Here is an 18,867-nt window from a genome sequence, read left to right as displayed (position 1 = left end):
ACTAGTTACACACTATAAAAGCTACGACTTTATATTGGCAGCTATTCTATACCATTACCTGTCTTACTTATTGAAATAACTGCGATTAGCATCATATAAATAGTAGAATAACATTAAAGTTAATGGTTCATAAGACAAGTTGATGGCGTTAACAAAGCCACATTCAATTTGCCTATGTTTACATGACATATATTGTTACAATGTTTAGTGAAAGATGTTTAATAGAACGATTGATGAGACACGTGAAATATCACGAGGAGGTGCTCCATGTTTTCAATCAATAAACTTCTTAGTAAAGGTCATGCGGCTATGACCGCTAGTGGCGCTGCATTCTTTTTGAGCATTGCTATGATCAGCAGTGCAAGTGCGGCTGACGTTACCAATATAGCCACCATCTATGATAACTCATGTGCAGCCTGCCATGATAGTGGCGCGTTGAATGCCATTAAAAAAGGCAATAGTACGAAATGGCAGCAGCTTATCGAACAAAAAAGCATGCCTGCGCTTATTCAGTCTGTCAAAGGTGGTATGACGCAGATGCCGGCAGGTGGTCTCTGTGACACCTGTAGTGATGATGACTATAGAAAACTCATCGAGTATATGAGCCAGTAGTCAGTTTATAAACGAAGCCCAAGTATACGAAACAAAGCGCTGGTCTTATGGCCTTGATGCGCTTTTTGTTTTTGTATGGTGCTTTGGGCTGTATCAGTTAGAAAACTGATGAATACTATGATTAAGTAGGCAAATGATACAAAGTCTTGCTATAATAATCGAAAATAAACCCTGATATTAGTAAGTACTTTTCAGACTGCTTGTGTCCGATACCTCAAAATATGCGCCACTCTCATTGTTAAAGAGACGGCTATATCAGGTATTTTATCCATGCAATCATTCTAGATAATGCTTACGCCGAGCTAGTAGGATTTGTATCAATGAAAAAGTTAATCGCTGCTGCCAGCTTATGCGTTGCAAGTTTCAGCGTACAAGCTGCTATTGTTGTTCCTGAGCATGATATCGAAGCAGGTCAGAAAATTGCAGAAACCGTTTGTGCTGCGTGTCATGGTCTTAATGGTGTCAGTGTTGTTCCTGCACAGCCAAACCTTGGTGGTCAAAACGTAAAGTATTTATACAAACAGTTGGTCAACTTTAAAGCAGGCTATCGCAAAAACGGTATCATGCAGTCTCAGGTGGCAAACTTGTCTCAGCAAGACCTGGCTGACGTGGCAGGTTATTATGCTACTCAGGCGCCTTGGGGTGTTGGTTACGGTAACCCTGCAACCAACCAAGAAGCAACCAAGTTGTTTTTGGGCGGTGATAAGTCGCGCGGTGTCATTGGCTGTGCCGGTTGTCATGGACCAGATGCTGCAGGTAATACTTGGGCTGCATTTCCAAAGCTAGGCGGACAGCATGCTGAGTATATTGCGACTCAGCTAAAACTATTCCGTGCTGCGGGACGTGTTGATGATATCGATAGCGATGACCAAAAACGAGTCAATGATGCTGCCAAAGAAGGCGAGATGGGTATGATGCAAACGGTTGCATCGAAGCTATCAGATCGTGACATTCGTATTTTGTCAGACTATGTGAGTGCTATTCATTAATTGGCTCGCATTGATGCATACTAGTAACAGCCACTTGTAGATAAAATGGCTAAGTACTTCATTTTGTATCTACTATGCCTGAACTATTAAACCCCGTTTTCGGGGTTTTTTTATAACTGTTTGTCTCTTATAACAGACAAGTAATAAAAGCTTAACTCCTTTACAGATGCCTATCATTGGTCTGTATAATTACAAATTATCATTATTCACTTTATATCAAACCCAAAAGCATGATTAGCCGTATCAAATTCGCTTAGTCTACAATGCGTAGTACTGATAGCGACTTCTTCTGCTACTCAAGTTTTTATTAATGATATTAGATCGTTTGGATTGAGATTATGATGACCCGTTATGCCTCTTATTTTATCGCGGCGCTGTTACCGTTACTCCTGTTTCGTTGGTTTGCACCGACGTCAATTGGTGAGATTGATTTTTGGTTATTATGGCTGTTAGCAATGGTAGTCGTTGCATTGCCAGTGGTTTATGCTGAGATTGCATTGGCCTACCGCAGTGTAGAGGGGCCGCTAGCTGGTATGCAAAAGCTGACTCGTGAAGCTGATGCGAGCCCAATATGGCGAAGCTTTGGTTGGCTTGCGGCATTGGTCTCTATTGTGATCGCGGCATTGATCATATCAGGTGCCAGCACTGGTATATTAGGCGCGCTTACTGAGCTAAATAGTGTACCCAATATACCAAGCTTTGCTGTTGCTGCTGGGTTGATGGTTATTGCTGTCTTACTAAGTTTATTAGGCGTGGCACCATTACCCATTGGATTAGGACTGATGGTAGTCGGGCTGGTACTGGGTATCGCAAATGGTTTGCCAAATGCTGGTTTTGCTATGACAAATATCAGCTTGGCGGAGTGGGCACGCGCAGTGGCACTTGCATTGGTCAGTGTCGGTGCAGGTACAGGGCTATACTGGTTCGCTCAGAACTTGGTTAGCAAACAAACAGTCACAGCAGTAGAAACCAGCGACCAGCAAGCACAAAGCAGAGCTACCGCTCGTCATTACCGTGCAACAAAATTGGTATTACCGATTTGGATATTACAGCTAATTGTGGGTGTTGTAGCCTTGTTTATCAGTGGTATGTCATTACCTCCGATTGGCCAGCTATCATATTGGATCGGGGTACTGTTCGTGGCAAGCTACCTATTACATTACAGCACACAGCAGTTAACGCATAAATTTGGACTGTTAGTCAGCTTAATAATGACTTTTGCTTTAGCGTTGCTACTGGTAGTTGCCATTCCAACGCAATGGCTGGTAGGTATCTTAGTGATAGTTAGTAGTATCGCTGTATTGTTATTATCGATATTTGCAGGTTGGCAGATGAAAATCAGTCATCTACGCAAGTCATTGAACTTTAGCAATGAAGCGTTCTATAACTTGTGGCGCATAGCAATACGTCTGGTGGTGCCATTAGCATTACTGCTAGCACTGATAGGTTGGGTGATGCAGTGGTTGAGCTAACGGGGAATGCCAATAGTAATAGTACGCTGCAATCTGTTGAGTCCAAGCTAATGACGGTATATCTGGCGTATGCTGAAAATGAGCAGCGTCAGCATTACTTGGCATTAAAAGTCATATCTGGCACCAATCTATATGACGCACTGAATCAAGCAGGATGGTTAGAGAAGTTTGCAGAATTAGCAGAGTGGTGTGAGCAAGTCAAAGATGTGGCTACGCCAACGGCTAAACGTTGGCATGTAGGTATCTATGCACAAAAACAGCCGCTCAGTTACGTATTACAGCCTTTTGACCGTATTGAGGTGTATCGCAGTTTGAGCGCTGATCCAATGTCTCAGCGCAAAAATAAATCTCGCGGATAAATGATTGGCAGTTAGAACTTATAGCTTTAGTTAAATCTCATAATCTTACTGACTATGATGCTGGTAAGCTCTCGATACCTTCGATACGCGTGACCAAGCCATTGTCATCGAAGTAAACCACTAAGTGCTGGCTGGCATTTTTGACATCAGCAATACCTTTGCGACTACCTTCTGTGCCTGCTTTATAATCGTAGATATAATCCCAGCGCTTAGGCTCAAGGGTATCTCGGATCGCAGGGCTACCAAGAATATAGAGCACTTGGTTTTGGTTCATGCCTACTTTTAGTTTTTGTGCTTGTACTTGAGTAATCGCTGTGCCTTGTGGCAAATCAATCTTATAAACACTCAATAATGAGCAGCCAGACATAGCGACAGTAGCGCTAAGCATGCTGGTCATGACAATTTTGCGTAATACACTGGCATGGCTCAACGGACGAAAATTTAATGTCTTTATCATGGTAAGATGACTCATAAGAAATGAATTAGGCGCGGTCAACGTTAGATGATGCAAGTCTGACCGACAATCTTGGACAAATGATACGTCATTTACTTGCAATTGCCTACCACTTACGACATTATTTACCAAACACTACCTGAGCGATTTTATTATTTATATTTTAAATTCATGCGCTTGCATGGTGTCATCGAAAAAACAATAAGCAAGAGATTTGCCTCAGTAGCGCTGTTTTTATAATATTAAAATCACTTATATTCAAAAAAATAATCCTTAACGATTATTCGTCTCCTATTTTTAGTTTTTAATTTGCTAAGACTGTCACAGTCAGAAGGGATATTATGGCTTCTTTTACCAATCAAGATTTACGCAGAGCAGGATTAAAGGTCACGCTACCGCGCATCAAAATTCTAGAACTATTAGAGAGTGCAGAACTGCATCATATGAGCGCAGAGGAAGTCTATAAAGCGCTGATCGAGCAAGGTGAAGATGTTGGTCTAGCTACAGTCTATCGTGTGCTGACTCAGTTTGAGCAAGCAGGTATCGTTGAGCGTCATAACTTCGAAAACAATCTGTCAGTGTTTGAAATCACCCAAGAAGAGCATCATGATCATCTGGTCTGTGATGTTTGTGGCAAGATTATTGAATTTCACAATGAGGTGATCGAGGAAGAGCAGCTGAAAGTAGCGGAGACGCACGGCTTTAAACTCTCAGGTCATTCGCTAGTATTATATGGTATCTGTGCTGACCAAGCTTGTAGAGACAGTGCGAAGTAACGATTTTATAGCTTCATAATCTTTTGGTTCGTTATCAGCATATTTATATCAAAAAGCCCTCGTATCAGTAACGAGGGCTTTTTTAGTTATTTCACTATCATACTATGGCAACATTGACTGTTTAACTGACATCCAACGACAGGCTATCAGCACCTTCATCTAAATTGGCCTTACCATTTTTGCTGCTAAGTTTGATCTTGAGGCGCAAGTCATTAGGAGAGTCAGCATGGAGAATGGCTTCTTTATAAGTAATTTCTCCTTGTTCATACAAGTCAAATAACGCCTGATCAAAGGTTTGCATACCGCTGTCTCTTGAGCGCGTCATGACATCTTTGATCTCGTGTACCTCACCTTTACGAATATAGTCACTGATCAGCTGAGAGTTCAATAAGATTTCAATAGCCGCGCGGCGTCCTCTGCCGTCAGGAGTTGGAATGAGTTGCTGAGCGATAATGGCTTGTAGGTTCAAGGATAAGTCCATAAAGAGCTGATTATGGCGACTGGTTTCAAAGAAATGAATGATACGGTCAATGGCTTGGTTAGCATTGTTGGCATGCAGGGTAGCAAACACTAAGTGTCCTGTCTCTGCATATTGAATCGCATAGCTCATGACCTCACGGTTACGAATCTCACCGATCAAGATAACATCTGGTGCTTGGCGTAGCGTGTTCTTTAGACCAGCTTCAAAGGAGTGGGTATCAATACCGACCTCACGCTGAGTAATGATACAGCCACGATGTTTGTGCACAAACTCGATAGGGTCTTCAATCGTGATAATATGACCATGCGAGTGCTGATTGCGATGTCCTATCATCGCTGCAAGGGTAGTGGATTTACCTGTGCCCGTCGCGCCTACCAGTAAGATGATACCGCGCTTTTTCATGGATAATTCTTTGAGCGCTGGTGGCAGGCGTAGCTCTTCGACCGTAGGAATTTTATTTTCAATTTTCCGTAGAATCATTCCTGCCATATCGCGTTGTATAAATGCACTGACTCGAAATCGTGCTTGCTGTGCTTCATCAGTGATCGCAAATTGACACTCGTTCGTTTCTTTGAATTCTTGTTGTTGGCTTGGTGTCATTACTCCTTTAACCAATGCCATTGTTTGATCAGCACTTAAAGGGGTTTTGCCCACAGGCAAAATTTTCCCATTTACTTTCATAGAAGGTGCTACATCAGCAGTAATAAAAAGGTCAGAACCATTTTTATTAATCATTAATTGCAATAATTTATCAATGTCCATATCGTACCTGCATTTGATGTAAGTAGATTAAATATTATTTGAAGTTATATTTTAAAACTATAAACAAAAACCAATAAAACCTAGCCAGCATTACTCCTTTTATTTGGCTTAAATTGTATTATAAAAATGCCTCAGGTTGCTTAGCATAAGGACGAGCCACATCTTTACTAATTGTGCCTTTGCCTACCAAATTCTTTAGGGTTTGATCGAGCGTGATCATACCTTCACCTGCACCCGTTTGAATGGCAGAATACATCTGAGCAATTTTGTTTTCGCGTATTAAATTACGAATAGCTGGCGTCCCTAGCATGATTTCGTGAGCTGCCACACGGCCACCAGCTTGACGACGCAACAGTGTCTGTGAAATCACGGCCTGCAGCGACTCCGATAGCATGGCACGAATCATATCTTTTTCAGCGGCAGGGAAAACATCAATGACACGGTCAATCGTTTTGGCAGCTGAGCTGGTGTGCAACGTACCGAACACTAAGTGACCTGTTTCTGCTGCTGTCAGTGCCAGACGGATAGTCTCAAGGTCACGTAGCTCACCGACCAAGATTACGTCTGGATCTTCACGTAATGCTGAACGCAATGCTGGCTCAAAACCCAATGTGTCACGGTGCACTTCACGCTGGTTGATCAGGCTTTTTTTGGACTCATGAACAAATTCAATCGGATCCTCAATCGTTAAAATATGCTCTTTACGACTTTCATTGATATAGTCAATCATCGCTGCAAGCGTCGTTGATTTACCCGAGCCTGTTGGACCGGTTACCAATACTACGCCGCGTTTGAAGTCTGAAACACGTCTGAAAACATCTCCCATTCCTAAGTCTTCCATCGTCAAAACTTTGGATGGAATCGTACGGAAGACTGCACCTGCACCGCGGTTTTGATTAAAAGCATTTACCCGAAAACGAGCCAAATTGGGGATTTCAAACGAAAAATCTGTTTCAAAAAACTCTTCAAAGTCAGCACGCTGCTTGTCATTCATAATGTCATAAATGAGCTGATGAACCATTTGGTGAGTCATCGCAGGCATATTGATACGGGTCATTTCACCATCGGTACGAATCATCGCAGGCATACCTGCCGAAATATGTAAATCTGATGCCTTGTGTTTTACGGTAAAGCGTAGCAAATCTTCAATACTTAAAGCGTTTTTTTCAGCCATAATTCGATATTCCTATCAATCAGTCAGCGTAGGACAAAAGAGCGTGAGAGCACGTGATAAACTATAGATCAGTTGCTCTATACAATCACGTAGTATCTACGAGTCAACCAGTACGCAGTCTTTATGACTGCTATCATATTTAGTAGCATATGTTAATGCATGTAACAATATCATAACAAGACTATGAGTATTTAACCATCCACTCCTGAATAAAATATAAAATTAATTATTTTCAAGCTCAATTTACATATAAAAAATAAGTGATTTACTTTATTGATGAGATTTAATTACCTTATTTACTATTAATAATAAAGATTTTCTGCACAGACTATTAAAAAGCTAAAAAAAACGAGATCCTGATATATGACAAATACGACAAAGACAAACTGCAATATTGATAATCAAATGTTGATTGATAATTGGCAGCAAGTAAAAACACAAATGACTCAAGTTTATGAACAAGCAGCCGATCATGCAGACAGATCTGCCAATCATACGACCTTGCTAGCGGTTTCGAAAACCAAACCTGCTAATATGGTGGCAGCTTTAGCCAAGCAGGGACAGCGGGATTTTGGTGAAAACTACCTACAAGAAGCTATCGAAAAAATCAATGCGTTAAAGTCACAGCCTGAAGGTGACAAGATTGTGTGGCATTATATTGGCAGTATTCAGCGTAACAAGACGCGTGATATTGCAGAGCATTTCGATTGGGTACAGACTCTTGAGCGCGATATTATCGCTAAACGCTTGAATGATCAGCGCCCAGCTGATCTAGCGCCATTGAATGTGCTGATACAACTTAATATCGATAATGAGGAGAGTAAATCAGGCTGCTTACCAGAACAATTACCAGAACTGATCACAGCGATTCAAAGATACGAGCGTCTACAGTTACGCGGTTTGATGATTATCCCTGCCAAAACAGACACAAATGCCTTTGCTAGAACCAAAGCTCTGTTTGAAGAGGTCAAAATCAACTACCCAGAATTAAAGGCTTGGGATACGCTTAGCATGGGGATGAGCGGTGATATAGCAGAGGCAATAGACAATGGCTCTACCATGGTGCGCGTTGGTACGGCTATCTTTGGGGCGCGAGACTAGGGCGTGTCCCTTAAATTGAATAGTAAGCAGACTTAGAATGGTTTAATCGTTGTCAAGTTATTCTGAGTCGCTTAGGAACGTTTTGGTACTATTGCTATTGGCTATACTTCTTCGTTTGAGCTATTGGCTCGTTTTATGACAGCTATAAAATGAGTATGCACTCTCAAAGTTTGTGTACTCGTCTGATTGAATAAAAACTTACTCATTTAGCAATTAAGTAGCCTCTTCTAACTTGGTTACTAACATTTGAGTGATTTTGAGATTATCAGTCGCAATAATCTCAAATCGATAATTGGCATACTCAATAGTATCGGTCTTTTTTGGGATTTTTCGGAGCATATACATCATAAAGCCGCTAATAGTTTCATAGTTCTCGCTGCGCGGTAAGTCAACGATATCTAAGGCGCGAATCACGTCTTCGATAGGTGTCATACCATCGATGAGCCAAGAGTTGTCAGTACGCTGAACGATAGGTTGCTCCTCAAGCGTCACAAGCTCACCCATCACAATACTCATCACATCTTTGAGCGTGATGACACCAACCACGAGCCCATATTCATTGACGATAACCGCAAAGTCAGCGCCAGTAGATTTGAACATCTCTAACACTTCAAACAAAGACAACGTATCAGGCACAAACAGAGCGGGCTTTAACAAGGTTTTATTGGTGACGCTAACCTCTTGCTGGTTTAGCACCAATGCTAAAAAGCTGCGTGACTCTACATAGCCGACGATATGCTCTAAATCGTCATCATGACAGACCAAGAACTTGTTGTGTGGCTGCGCAATCATGATCTTTACCACCTCTTCGGTACTGGTATTGGTATCAAAATAAACGATGTTTTCGCGTGGGTTCATAACTGAGGTGACAGTACGCTCTTGCATATCAAAGATATTTTCTATGAGGTGGTGTTCTTGTTTTTTTAGCACACCAGCTTCGGCACCAGCATCCATGACGGCATAGATATCTTCTGGGGTCATATCATCTTGGCGTATGGTTGAAATACCCAGAAATCTAAACAAAATATTTGCAGCGCCATCGAATACCCATATGACTGGTTTTAATACAAAGATTAATAATATCATTGGGCGTACCAGTCGTACGGCTAACGCCTCAGCATTTGACATGGCCAAACGTCTAGGCATCAAATCGGCAAGTAAAGAAAACAAGCTGGTGATGAGCACAAACGATATGACTGATGCTACTGCCTCGCTACCTAATAACTGCTCAAGATAAGGGCTAATGGCTGATTCACCCACAGCACCCGCAGAGATTGCCACTGCATTTAGCACCACCTGCACGACAGTAATAAAACTACCAGGGTGTTCCTGCATTTTGAGAACATCAAAGGCACGGACGTCTCCTTCTTTTGCCATGATTTGGAGTTTTATTTTGCGTCCAGCGGCAATGGCAATCTCAGTAGCAGAAACACAGGCACTCAAGGCAAGCAGTAAAAGAAGAAACACACTAGCGGGTAGCAAACTCATGACGTACTCGAAAAAAGAAATAATCGGTGGGAGGGTACAAAAGAAAATCGTTATTTATGAAGATTGTTGATATATAGAAACCAAAAAAGCTGGGCAAGCACCCAGCTAATCGTAAAATTCAGGACTGTGTAAAACCAGCTAACTAGCCCATAGCGACTTCTACATTTTAGAAGTTGCCAGAGGTGCAATACTTAGCCTTTTATTGACCATTTATTGACTAATGGATAACGACGCTCACGTCCAAAAGCCTTGTGGGTAATTTTCGTACCGATAGGAGACTGCAAGCGTTTGTATTCGCTGTTGTCTACCATCTTGATGACTTTTGCCACCATGTCAGCATCAAAACCTTTATCGACAATTTCCTGATAGCCCATATCTTCATCGATATATGACATCAAAATGCTGTCTAATACATCATAATCAGGCAGGCTGTCTTGATCTTTTTGATCTGGGCGCAGTTCAGCTGATGGTGGGCGAGTGATAACGCGCTCAGGAATGACGGGGGTGTCTTCTAAACGATTGCGATAGCTTGCTAATTTATAGACTTGTGATTTGTACACGTCTTTTAAGACATCAAACCCACCTGCCATATCACCATATAAGGTTGAGTAACCAACGGCTAACTCTGATTTGTTACCCGTCGTGATGACCAGATGACCAAACTTGTTAGACAGTGCCATCAGTACGACACCGCGAGCACGGGCTTGGATATTCTCTTCAGTAGTGTCAGCGGGTGATTTATTGAATAATGGTGCTAGCGTATGACGGATACCTTCAACAGCATCAAAAATAGGACATACGGTATAAGAGACATTCAAACGACGCGCTTGAGCCTGTGCATCTTCTAAACTGATTTGAGAGGTGTACTCATATGGCATCATGACCGCGTAGACTTTGTCAGCGCCTAGTGCATCAACAGCGATACAAAGCGTCAGTGCCGAATCGATACCACCTGATAATCCAACGATAATGCCAGAGAAGCCAGAATGATTGACATAGTCGCGCAGACCGACGACTAATGCTTGGTACATCTCTGATTCACGGCTTAGTGTTAGCGGTGCTTTGGCTTGGCTGTCAAATTTGGCAGTCTTTACATCTAAAGTAGATAACAATAATTGATTCATAAAGCGCGGCGCTTCATGGGCCACGCTACCGTCTGCTTGTATAGTCATAGAGCCGCCATCAAAGACAAGGTCATCTTGACCGCCAACAGCGTTGACATAGACGATAGGTAGATTGTTTTCGCGGCTACGCTTGGCAAGCATGGCCTTGCGGTTGTCTTGTTTTTCGATTTCAAAAGGTGAGGCGTTTAAGCTAACAATGAGGTCAGCACCTTGTTTCTTGAGTTCGGCGATAGGTGACTTTTCCCATAGGTCTTCGCAGATGAGTAGACCGATAGTAATGCCTTTATAGTCAAACAAAACTTGGTTACGACCTTTATCAAAATAACGACGCTCATCAAACACGCCATAATTTGGCAAAATTTGCTTATGATAAAAGCCTTTTTGATGACCGTTGTGCAAGATAGCGGCAGAGTTAAACGTACCGTGATGATCGACATGCGGATAGCCGACAATCATAACGATATCGTCGATATCACTCAGGGTAGATAGGGCGCTTTTGACGCGGCCTGATAAGCTTGGTCGTAGCAATAAGTCTTGCGGAGGGTAGCCAAGCAAAGCCAGCTCTGGGAATACAATGACGTCAGCCCCTTGTTCGCGAGCTTGTAATGCAAAGGTACGCATTTTTTCGACGTTGGTTGCGATATCACCTACCAAAAAATGTGATTGGGCTAAAGCAAACGTGACAGTATCTTGTGATTTATTGGTCTTGCTGGTTTCGTTTGAGGGGTTAGAGTTTGGGTTATCAGTGTCTTTTGACATTGTTATTGTTCCTATCGATATATTATTAAAATGTGGTGAATTTTTATTGGTTTAAAATAAGTCCTAAATACATTCAAAACTTCGCTCTAAACTATCACGCTCGAATATTGAGTGGATATAAAGAGTCTAAATCTGGCATAAGCGCTAAGACAATGTATAAAATTTTACTCGCTATACCTGCTGTCCCAACTAATCACGCCATCTTAAAATTAGTGTTTATAATAGTCTAGATGATAACGATACAAGAGGATCTGGACTCTGCCTTATCAGTTATAGTGTCTGTGCCAACGACAAAAATAAATGCGTACAAATACACTTAACTATATTGAAAAGCTTAAAATAATTGCTTTAGTATAACATCAATTGTCATGACAAATAGAACGCACCAGTGAATTCCCTCATAAGATAGCAGTTTAATAGCTGCATACAAAAGTGGTTTCAATTACACCGTTTTTACATACCAAATCCATGCATTATGCGCTAGTTATTGTGGTCATCATCTAGTAAGCTTGCATAGACAAAGTTGTAAGTAAAGATTACAACATAGCGTTATATAATTATCGTACTTTATTGCATAATAAAGTGTAACAACGGCGCTTTTCGTTATGTCCTTATGGGAGTGATAGTCTGTAAGTACTTGACACTATCATGTAATCGATTAGCGTTAACGCTGTTTTCTATTGATATATAAATAAGCTACACACTCGCCTATGGATACCGTTTATGGATACCGTCTATAAGCTGGTGTTCATCACCCATTTATAAACTTGCCAGCAAGCTGTCGTTTGCTGTCCGCTCTTGGTTTATACGCTATGATTGAAAACTGGACAAAAGAATTTATTATTCAGCGCCTACTTGCCATCACGTTGTTGGTTGCGCTATTTGTATTGTGCTTTCAAGTGGTGCAGTTTTTTATTGTGCCTGCACTGTGGGCTGCGATTTTGGCATATGTGACGTTTCCTGTTTATAAGTTTTTTCACGAAAAAGTTAAGTTAAGTCCAGATTTTAGTGCTGCGATTATGACGGTCAGTATCTCTTTGATGATAGGTATACCACTGGTCATCGGGGTTTTTATTTTGCAGCAAGAAGCGCTAAGTCTCATTAGTAATTTGATATACCGTATTAAAGTGGGTTATTTAGATGTGCCCGACTCACTCAAAGAGCTGCCTGTCATTGGGCAGCAAGTCAAAGATGTACTGTGGCGAATTAATAAGAATCCAGAAGGGACATTAGAGACCTTTCGTCTTTGGGTTCAGTCGCATCTGTATTATGGCAAGATCGCATTCGATGTGGTGTTTAGTGCGCTGGCCAAACTTGGTATGGCACTGATGACCTTGTTCTTTTTTTATCGTGATGGCACCAGTTTGGTACGCCAGATTCGCCAAGCGCTACGCAACATTATTGGCAACCGCATCGATGGCTACATTGACTCTGTGGGTACAACCACCCGTGCGGTCGTATACGGTATTGGGCTCACAGCACTGGCGCAAGCGACGCTCGCTGGCATTGGCTATTATTTCTCTGGTGCGCCAAGTCCCATTTTATTGACCATCGTCACCTTCATCATTGCGTTGATCCCATTTGGCACCCCATTCGTTTGGGGCGGTGTATCGATTTGGCTATTGAGCCAAGGGCATACTGCAGGCGGTATTGGTCTGGCACTATGGGGCGTATTGATAATCAGTTGGGTGGATAATTTGATTCGTCCTATCGTCATTAGTGGCGCGACCAAAATTCCTTTTATCATTATTTTTATAGGGGTATTGGGCGGTCTGACCGCATTTGGTTTTGTTGGGTTGTTTATCGGTCCTGTGGTACTGGCCATCGGTCTTGCCGTATGGCGCGAGTGGATATCACAGCACAAGAATGAAATATTTGCTCAGCAAGAAGTTATGCTTTCTGAAACTGGTGCTGTAACGCCAGTACCTAGGCCAGAACAAGAAATAGTTGGTAAAAACGAATCTATATAGCAAATCTATATTGATAGAGAAGATTGATAATAACAAACCCGAACGTTGCAGACGTTATAGGCAGTAAAAATGGATAAGATGAGCACAATTAAGGGCATTACTATCGTTGCTGATAGCAACATTACTAGTCTAAGTGAGTTTTTTAATGCTGAGACGCTGGGTAAGCTGACTGAGCAAACCGTCAATATCATAAGCACTGCTGGCCGTGATATTGATGCACATTTGCTTGCTGAGGTACAGCCAGATATATTGCTAATACGCTCTGTGACGCGTGTAGATGAGGCATTATTGGCTGATAATCATAGCGTGCAATTTGTGGGTTCGGCGACTATCGGTACCGATCATGTCGATCAAGACTATCTCGCCATGCGTAATATTACTTTTGCCAATGCGGCAGGCTGTAGTAAGCACTCTGTGGCTCAGTATGTGCTAACGGCTATTTTGACGTTGCGTCCGCAATATTGGCAGCAGTCGACAACATCTACGAAACCTATGACACTAGGCATCATTGGACTTGGTAATATTGGTAGTACGCTTGCTCAGTATGCACATGATATAGGATGGCAAGTACTAGGTTATGATCCCTTAGTCCCAGCGTCCACAACCAATAATGCTAGCCTTGAGCAAGTCCTGTCTCAAAGCGACGTAGTCAGTCTACATGTGCCTTTGACGACCGAGAAAGCCGATAGTAATCTCCGCGGGAGTGAGTACCCAACCTATCACCTTATTGATGCAGAGACATTGGCAGGGATGTCCGCTGATACGATACTGATTAATAGCGCACGTGGTCCTATCATTAATGAAAGTGACCTAATGAGCGATATTGATCGTACTGGGCGACAAGTGGTACTAGATGTGTTTGAGTATGAACCAAAAGTTGCTGCAAGATTATTATCGAAGCTTGCTATTGCCACGCCGCATATCGCGGGCTACACGCTAGAGGGTAAACTGCGAGGCACACAAATTATTTATGATGCCCTATGCGCGACGCTTGCGATAACACCTGTCCAGTCGATGTCTAACCTGCTACCACTCAATATGTTTCTATGGTCCGAACTAAAAGCACATCCAGACAGATTGGCTAAGTTCTATGACATCATGCAAGATGACGCTGCATTGCGAAACAAAGTATCTAACAATGTGGCTAACAATTTATCCAGTAAGACATATAGCAATGTATCTGATGAACAGATGACAGGACAGGTTAATGGGGCTGATTTTGATCAGCTGCGTCGTGATTATCATTTACGCCGTGAATGGCAAGCTTGACTTCTCACGTTTATTATTTAAATCTCAAGCAATTACGTCGTTATCAATCTATCATTCGTGAATCACGGTAGACCGTCATGAGCCAACTAAACAGCATTCCCAGTCACGACACAAAGCCAAACTACGCACCAACCATGACACTTGCGATGGCACAGCAGCGTGCGCAGTTCATCGGGGATATTCGACAGTTTTTTACGAGTCGCCAAGTGCTCGAGGTGCAGACACCGCTTTTATCGCAGGCAGGTAATACCGATACTTTTTTACAATCAGTAGCAGCGCAGGTAACCTACCAAGATCGCCCGCGCACTTACTACTTACATACGTCTCCTGAGTTCGCGATGAAGCGTTTATTAGCCAGTTGGCAAGTACCTATTTATCAAATCTGTCCTGTCTTTCGAGATAACGAAATAGGCGTACGCCATAATATCGAGTTTACGATGCTCGAATGGTACCAACCTAATTACAGCCTAGATGATATGGCAGGCGAGCTTAATGAGTTGTTGGCGGCGCTTTATGGTCATTCGATTGTGATGAGTCATTACCGCTACGTCGATGCCTTTATGGATTTCGTTGGTATACATCCACTGACAGCGAGTTTAGCTGCGCTACAAGCCGTTGCAGAAGATAGGGGTCTGATAGGGTTTGATTTTAATGATGCTGAAGACAGCGAAGAAAATCGACGCCAGAGCTGGCTGGATTTGTTGTTCAGTCATGCCGTAGAGCCAAATCTGGGACATGATTTGCCAACGTTGATTATAGAGTATCCCCCTGCGACGGCGGCATTGGCAAAAACGGCTTTAGATAAAGAGGGCAATAAAGTCGCAAAGCGTTTTGAGCTGTATATCAATGGCATTGAGATTGCTAACGCCTATGATGAGCTGGCAGATGGTCAGGCTTTACGAGCACGCTTTGAACAAGACAATCAATTGCGTCAGCGTCATCATCTGCCCCAAATGCCAATCGATGAGCACTTATTAGCGGCGTCTAATGATTTAATACCTTGTAGCGGTATCGCAGTTGGTGTTGATAGGTTGCTGATGGTCATAACAGGTGCAAGCAGTTTAGAAGAGGTGATTCCTTTTCCTAGTGGGCAAGCATAATGAGCTAGTAGGTTTTTAATTTATTTGTAGACCAAACAACAAAAAGTCGTTACCGATGTACCAACTAAATGTGGGCAATCTGGTAACGACCTTTTTATGCGTTATATCTGTAAGCTAATATGTCAAATGATAGCTAATAGCTACCTACCTATGTGATAGTAGCTTGTAAAGTACCTTATACGGTAGCGACTGCCTCATTGATGTCGATATCACCATTATGTAGATTGAATACCTTACCTATGGTGTTATCTGCTGTGAGTACAGCAGCCAATGTAGTCGCGACGTCTTCAATGGCATTTTCGCCAGAGCTGGTATCATTAATAGTAATTTTACCAGTACCTGCGCGCTCTTTTAGTGCACCCGGTTGTACGATAGTGTAATCAAGCGTGCTGTTGACCAACCAATGGTCTGCATAGTGCTTAGAGATATAGTAATCTTTTAGATCTGCGATACCAGGGTTTTCGTCCCATTTTTCAGTCTCTAGCGAGAATACAGAGCTGAGCATAATATAGCGTTTGATACCTTTATCTTGTGCAGCCTGCATCGTTTTTACGGCACCGTGCAAGTCAACTTCCAAAACGTTTTTGCCACCAGACCCTGCTACGAAGTAGACCGCATCGATATCTTCTTCTATTTGCTTCGCGATCGAATCTTTGCTTGCCATGATATCTAAATCTAGCTGAGTATAATTGTTGCTATCAAATAACTTTTCTTCCTGACGGGTCGTTCCAATGACTTGATGATCATCAGCCAATAGCTGCTTAACCAAATCACCACCTACACGACCACTAGCACCAACGACTAAAACTTTCATAATAATTCCTATTTTTATCTAAATTTTGTTGTTTGGTTTTCTTATAGAATGTTTATACAAATACTATTTATATAAAAACTATTTATCTCAAAAACTGAATATAGCGTAACAAAAATAGGCAGCACGCTTCGTTATAAAGCGTGCTGATTGAATGGTGTTTGGTTATAGAGTGTATATGGTTTGCAAGGAGGCAAGTAAAGCTCAAGAAACGCCGTTATAAAAAGGGCTTTGTTCTATAAGTTTATAACAATAACTGCCAAGAAAATGAGAGGTTCTAACGAACCAGACGATTGAGACCGTCAGCAAAAGCTTTTTTGTCACGGTCGCCATACGGTTTTTGTCCACTCATTTCTTGTAGCTCTAACACGCCTGTGCCTCGCATGGTGTCCATAAAATCACGCATGTTAAGCTTTTGCTTGATGTTGTTTTTGTCATAAACCACGCCGCGCGTCGTCAGTACCATACCACCTTTGTCCAAGATGTCGTTTGCCAAAGGAATATCACTGGTGATAGCTAAGTCACCTGCTTGTATCTGCTCAACGATATAATCATCAGCCTTATCAAAACCTGATGGCACCACAGTCATGACCAGTAGGGGCGATTTGCGTAGCTTGATCGGCTGATTGGCCACGAATATTGCCGTAGTCTTGGTACGTTCAGCTGTTTTGATAATCAAGTCTTTGGCAATCAATGGCACTGAGTCGGCATCTACCCAAATTTGCATTATTTTTTGACCTTCTCAGGTTTTGCTGAAGGAGAAATCAGGCTGTCTGCTTGGCTGTCTTTATTTTTCAAATCATCGTCTTTATTGTCATTCTGATCATCATTCGTAGCATCGCCTTCTACCGTTTTGGTTTGCACATTGACACTCGCATACTCTTTATCTAGACCAACCTTGTTCGGCAATATAGCAACCAGCTTTGCCATAGCAGGTTCTAAATCAGTCACATCATTGGGCATCAATGTGATATGAGCAATCTTACGATCATCACGCTCAGCTTTGTGATAGCTATGATAATGAGCGCCATCGATATTTAGAACGGCACTAATATCAGGATACTGCCCCAATACATTGACCATAATTGCTGGATGGACATTGTCTGTATCACCTAGTGGTAAGTTGACTACGGCCCGGATATGGTTTTCGAATTGGCTAGTAATGGCGCCCTCGATACTCCAGTGACCAGAATTGTGTACCCGTGGGGCGATTTCATTAGCCAATATCGTATTGTGACCACGAGCGTCTTTGGTGACAAACAGCTCAAGTGCCATGACACCGACATAGTCTAAGTGGTTCATGACTTTGGTAATGGCATCTGTTGCTTGCTCAAACAGGTGGCTTGTACCAACCGCAGGTGCTTGGGTTTTTGCCAAAATACCATGGTGATGATGATTTTCGACCAAATCATAGCAGCGTACCTGACCGTCTTGCGCTCGTGCGGCAATGATAGAGACCTCACGGCTAAAGTTAATAAACCCTTCGGCAATCAGTGGCGCAGGCGTTGGTGTGAGTGAACCTTTACCACTGACGGCGTCTTTTAGCTCAAGCCAAGCTGTTTTAATATCACTGTCCTGCTTGATAACGAACTGTCCCTTGCCATCATAACCACCGCGGCTGGTTTTCAGGACAATAGGTAGTCCTAGCTCTTTACAAGCGTGCTTGAGCTCAGTCTCGGAATTAACTTCCAGAAAAGGTACTGTCGCAATATCGAGCGTGTTAAACATCTGCTTTTCTTTTAGACGATCTTGAGCGATGTCGAGGGCAATCAGTGGCGGGAACATGCCTTGCTTACTGCCAGATTTTGACAAACTAACCAGTTGCTCGACCGTAGACGTTGGGGTGTTTTCAAACTCTAAGGTAAACACGTCAGCGGCTGCGATAAAGTCTTCTAATTGATCGCTATGAAAGACACGGCCATATAAGCTGGCAGGGCATTCTGGATTGTCTTCTAAAAAGACGCATTGGTAGCCGAGCGGCATCGCGGCTTCGGCAAGCAACATACCAAGCTGACCACCGCCTAAAATACCGATGGTACGAATGGTTTGGGTAACAGGATAAGCGTTTGCTGTAGTCATGGCAGGCTCTTTGAATAAAAGTGAATAAGGTGTTTGGTATATTAAAATCTAAAACTCAATGGATGAAAATAGGAAAAGGTGCACTAT

Annotated in this window: 17 protein-coding genes; 9 read left to right on the top strand and 8 right to left on the bottom strand. The window is 42.4% G+C overall.

Annotated elements, in window-relative coordinates:
• The first annotated feature begins 267 nt into the window (after positions 1-267).
• The 4 genes from AC5JP1_RS08505 (at position 268) to AC5JP1_RS08490 (ending at position 3,432) form a co-directional block, all read left to right on the top strand.
• On the top strand, positions 268-612 hold the full coding sequence (locus AC5JP1_RS08505; protein ID WP_493843800.1) for a c-type cytochrome: 345 nt from the start codon (positions 268-270) through the stop codon (positions 610-612).
• 320 nt (positions 613-932) lie between these two features.
• On the top strand, positions 933-1,601 hold the full coding sequence (locus AC5JP1_RS08500) for a c-type cytochrome (protein WP_319051135.1): 669 nt from the start codon (positions 933-935) through the stop codon (positions 1,599-1,601).
• Positions 1,602-1,939: 338 nt separating this feature from the next.
• Positions 1,940-3,073 (top strand): hypothetical protein, encoded by a 1,134-nt coding sequence (locus tag AC5JP1_RS08495; protein ID WP_493843799.1) that lies wholly within the window; start codon positions 1,940-1,942, stop codon positions 3,071-3,073.
• A complete protein-coding gene (locus AC5JP1_RS08490; RefSeq protein ID WP_493843798.1) occupies positions 3,049-3,432 on the top strand; it encodes an RnfH family protein in 384 nt (127 codons plus the stop codon). Before AC5JP1_RS08495 ends, AC5JP1_RS08490 begins: the two co-directional genes overlap by 25 nt.
• Positions 3,433-3,484: 52 nt before the next feature.
• On the opposite strand, the gene AC5JP1_RS08485 is transcribed toward AC5JP1_RS08490, so the two are convergent.
• Positions 3,485-3,904, bottom strand: coding sequence for an outer membrane protein assembly factor BamE (locus tag AC5JP1_RS08485; RefSeq protein ID WP_319051132.1), 420 nt, complete (start codon positions 3,902-3,904; stop codon positions 3,485-3,487).
• Positions 3,905-4,227: 323 nt separating this feature from the next.
• Between AC5JP1_RS08485 and fur the strand changes: the two genes are divergently transcribed.
• On the top strand, positions 4,228-4,662 hold the full coding sequence (fur, locus tag AC5JP1_RS08480) for a ferric iron uptake transcriptional regulator (protein WP_319051131.1): 435 nt from the start codon (positions 4,228-4,230) through the stop codon (positions 4,660-4,662).
• A gap of 121 nt (positions 4,663-4,783) precedes the next feature.
• Here fur and AC5JP1_RS08475 read toward each other — a convergent pair whose 3' ends face one another.
• Both AC5JP1_RS08475 and AC5JP1_RS08470 read right to left on the bottom strand, forming a co-directional pair.
• Complete coding sequence (locus AC5JP1_RS08475; RefSeq protein WP_493843797.1) at positions 4,784-5,905, bottom strand: PilT/PilU family type 4a pilus ATPase; 1,122 nt, start codon at positions 5,903-5,905, stop codon at positions 4,784-4,786.
• 118 nt (positions 5,906-6,023) lie between these two features.
• Positions 6,024-7,079, bottom strand: coding sequence for a type IV pilus twitching motility protein PilT (locus AC5JP1_RS08470; protein WP_443525339.1), 1,056 nt, complete (start codon positions 7,077-7,079; stop codon positions 6,024-6,026).
• Between the two features lie 363 nt (positions 7,080-7,442).
• On the opposite strand from AC5JP1_RS08470, the gene AC5JP1_RS08465 reads away from it, so the two are divergent.
• Entirely contained in the window at positions 7,443-8,180 is a 738-nt protein-coding gene (locus AC5JP1_RS08465; protein ID WP_493843796.1) for a YggS family pyridoxal phosphate-dependent enzyme, read from the top strand.
• A 213-nt stretch (positions 8,181-8,393) separates the two neighbouring features.
• On the opposite strand, the gene paeA is transcribed toward AC5JP1_RS08465, so the two are convergent.
• Together paeA and AC5JP1_RS08455 are read right to left on the bottom strand one after the other, a co-directional pair.
• The gene (paeA, locus tag AC5JP1_RS08460; RefSeq protein WP_493843795.1) at positions 8,394-9,668 is read right to left on the bottom strand and encodes a polyamine export protein PaeA; all 1,275 of its coding nucleotides are present in this window, start codon (positions 9,666-9,668) and stop codon (positions 8,394-8,396) included.
• A gap of 191 nt (positions 9,669-9,859) precedes the next feature.
• A complete protein-coding gene (locus AC5JP1_RS08455; RefSeq protein ID WP_493843794.1) occupies positions 9,860-11,551 on the bottom strand; it encodes an NAD+ synthase in 1,692 nt (563 codons plus the stop codon).
• Positions 11,552-12,363: 812 nt separating this feature from the next.
• Between AC5JP1_RS08455 and AC5JP1_RS08450 the strand changes: the two genes are divergently transcribed.
• From AC5JP1_RS08450 to epmA, 3 genes are all read left to right on the top strand, one after another.
• On the top strand, positions 12,364-13,521 hold the full coding sequence (locus tag AC5JP1_RS08450; RefSeq protein ID WP_493843793.1) for an AI-2E family transporter: 1,158 nt from the start codon (positions 12,364-12,366) through the stop codon (positions 13,519-13,521).
• A gap of 87 nt (positions 13,522-13,608) precedes the next feature.
• Positions 13,609-14,790, top strand: a complete 1,182-nt coding sequence (locus AC5JP1_RS08445) for a 4-phosphoerythronate dehydrogenase (RefSeq protein WP_493844458.1) — start codon at positions 13,609-13,611, stop codon at positions 14,788-14,790.
• A 77-nt stretch (positions 14,791-14,867) separates the two neighbouring features.
• Positions 14,868-15,890 carry an EF-P lysine aminoacylase EpmA gene (epmA, locus tag AC5JP1_RS08440; RefSeq protein ID WP_493843792.1) on the top strand — a complete coding sequence of 341 codons (1,023 nt, stop codon included), beginning with the start codon at positions 14,868-14,870 and terminating at the stop codon, positions 15,888-15,890.
• Positions 15,891-16,065: 175 nt separating this feature from the next.
• Here epmA and AC5JP1_RS08435 read toward each other — a convergent pair whose 3' ends face one another.
• The 3 genes from AC5JP1_RS08435 to AC5JP1_RS08425 form a co-directional block, all read right to left on the bottom strand.
• Complete coding sequence (locus tag AC5JP1_RS08435) at positions 16,066-16,704, bottom strand: SDR family oxidoreductase (protein ID WP_493843791.1); 639 nt, start codon at positions 16,702-16,704, stop codon at positions 16,066-16,068.
• A gap of 274 nt (positions 16,705-16,978) precedes the next feature.
• Positions 16,979-17,428, bottom strand: coding sequence for a YaiI/YqxD family protein (locus tag AC5JP1_RS08430; RefSeq protein ID WP_319051122.1), 450 nt, complete (start codon positions 17,426-17,428; stop codon positions 16,979-16,981).
• Entirely contained in the window at positions 17,428-18,780 is a 1,353-nt protein-coding gene (locus AC5JP1_RS08425; RefSeq protein WP_493843790.1) for a 5-(carboxyamino)imidazole ribonucleotide synthase, read from the bottom strand. The genes AC5JP1_RS08430 and AC5JP1_RS08425 overlap by 1 nt, the downstream gene beginning before the upstream one ends.
• Positions 18,781-18,867: the final 87 nt, after the last annotated feature.

The sequence above is a fragment of the Psychrobacter sp. H29 genome, from assembly GCF_059073055.1.
The sequence above is the reverse complement of the archived record's forward strand: the minus strand, read 5'-3'. Positions and strand labels throughout refer to the sequence as shown.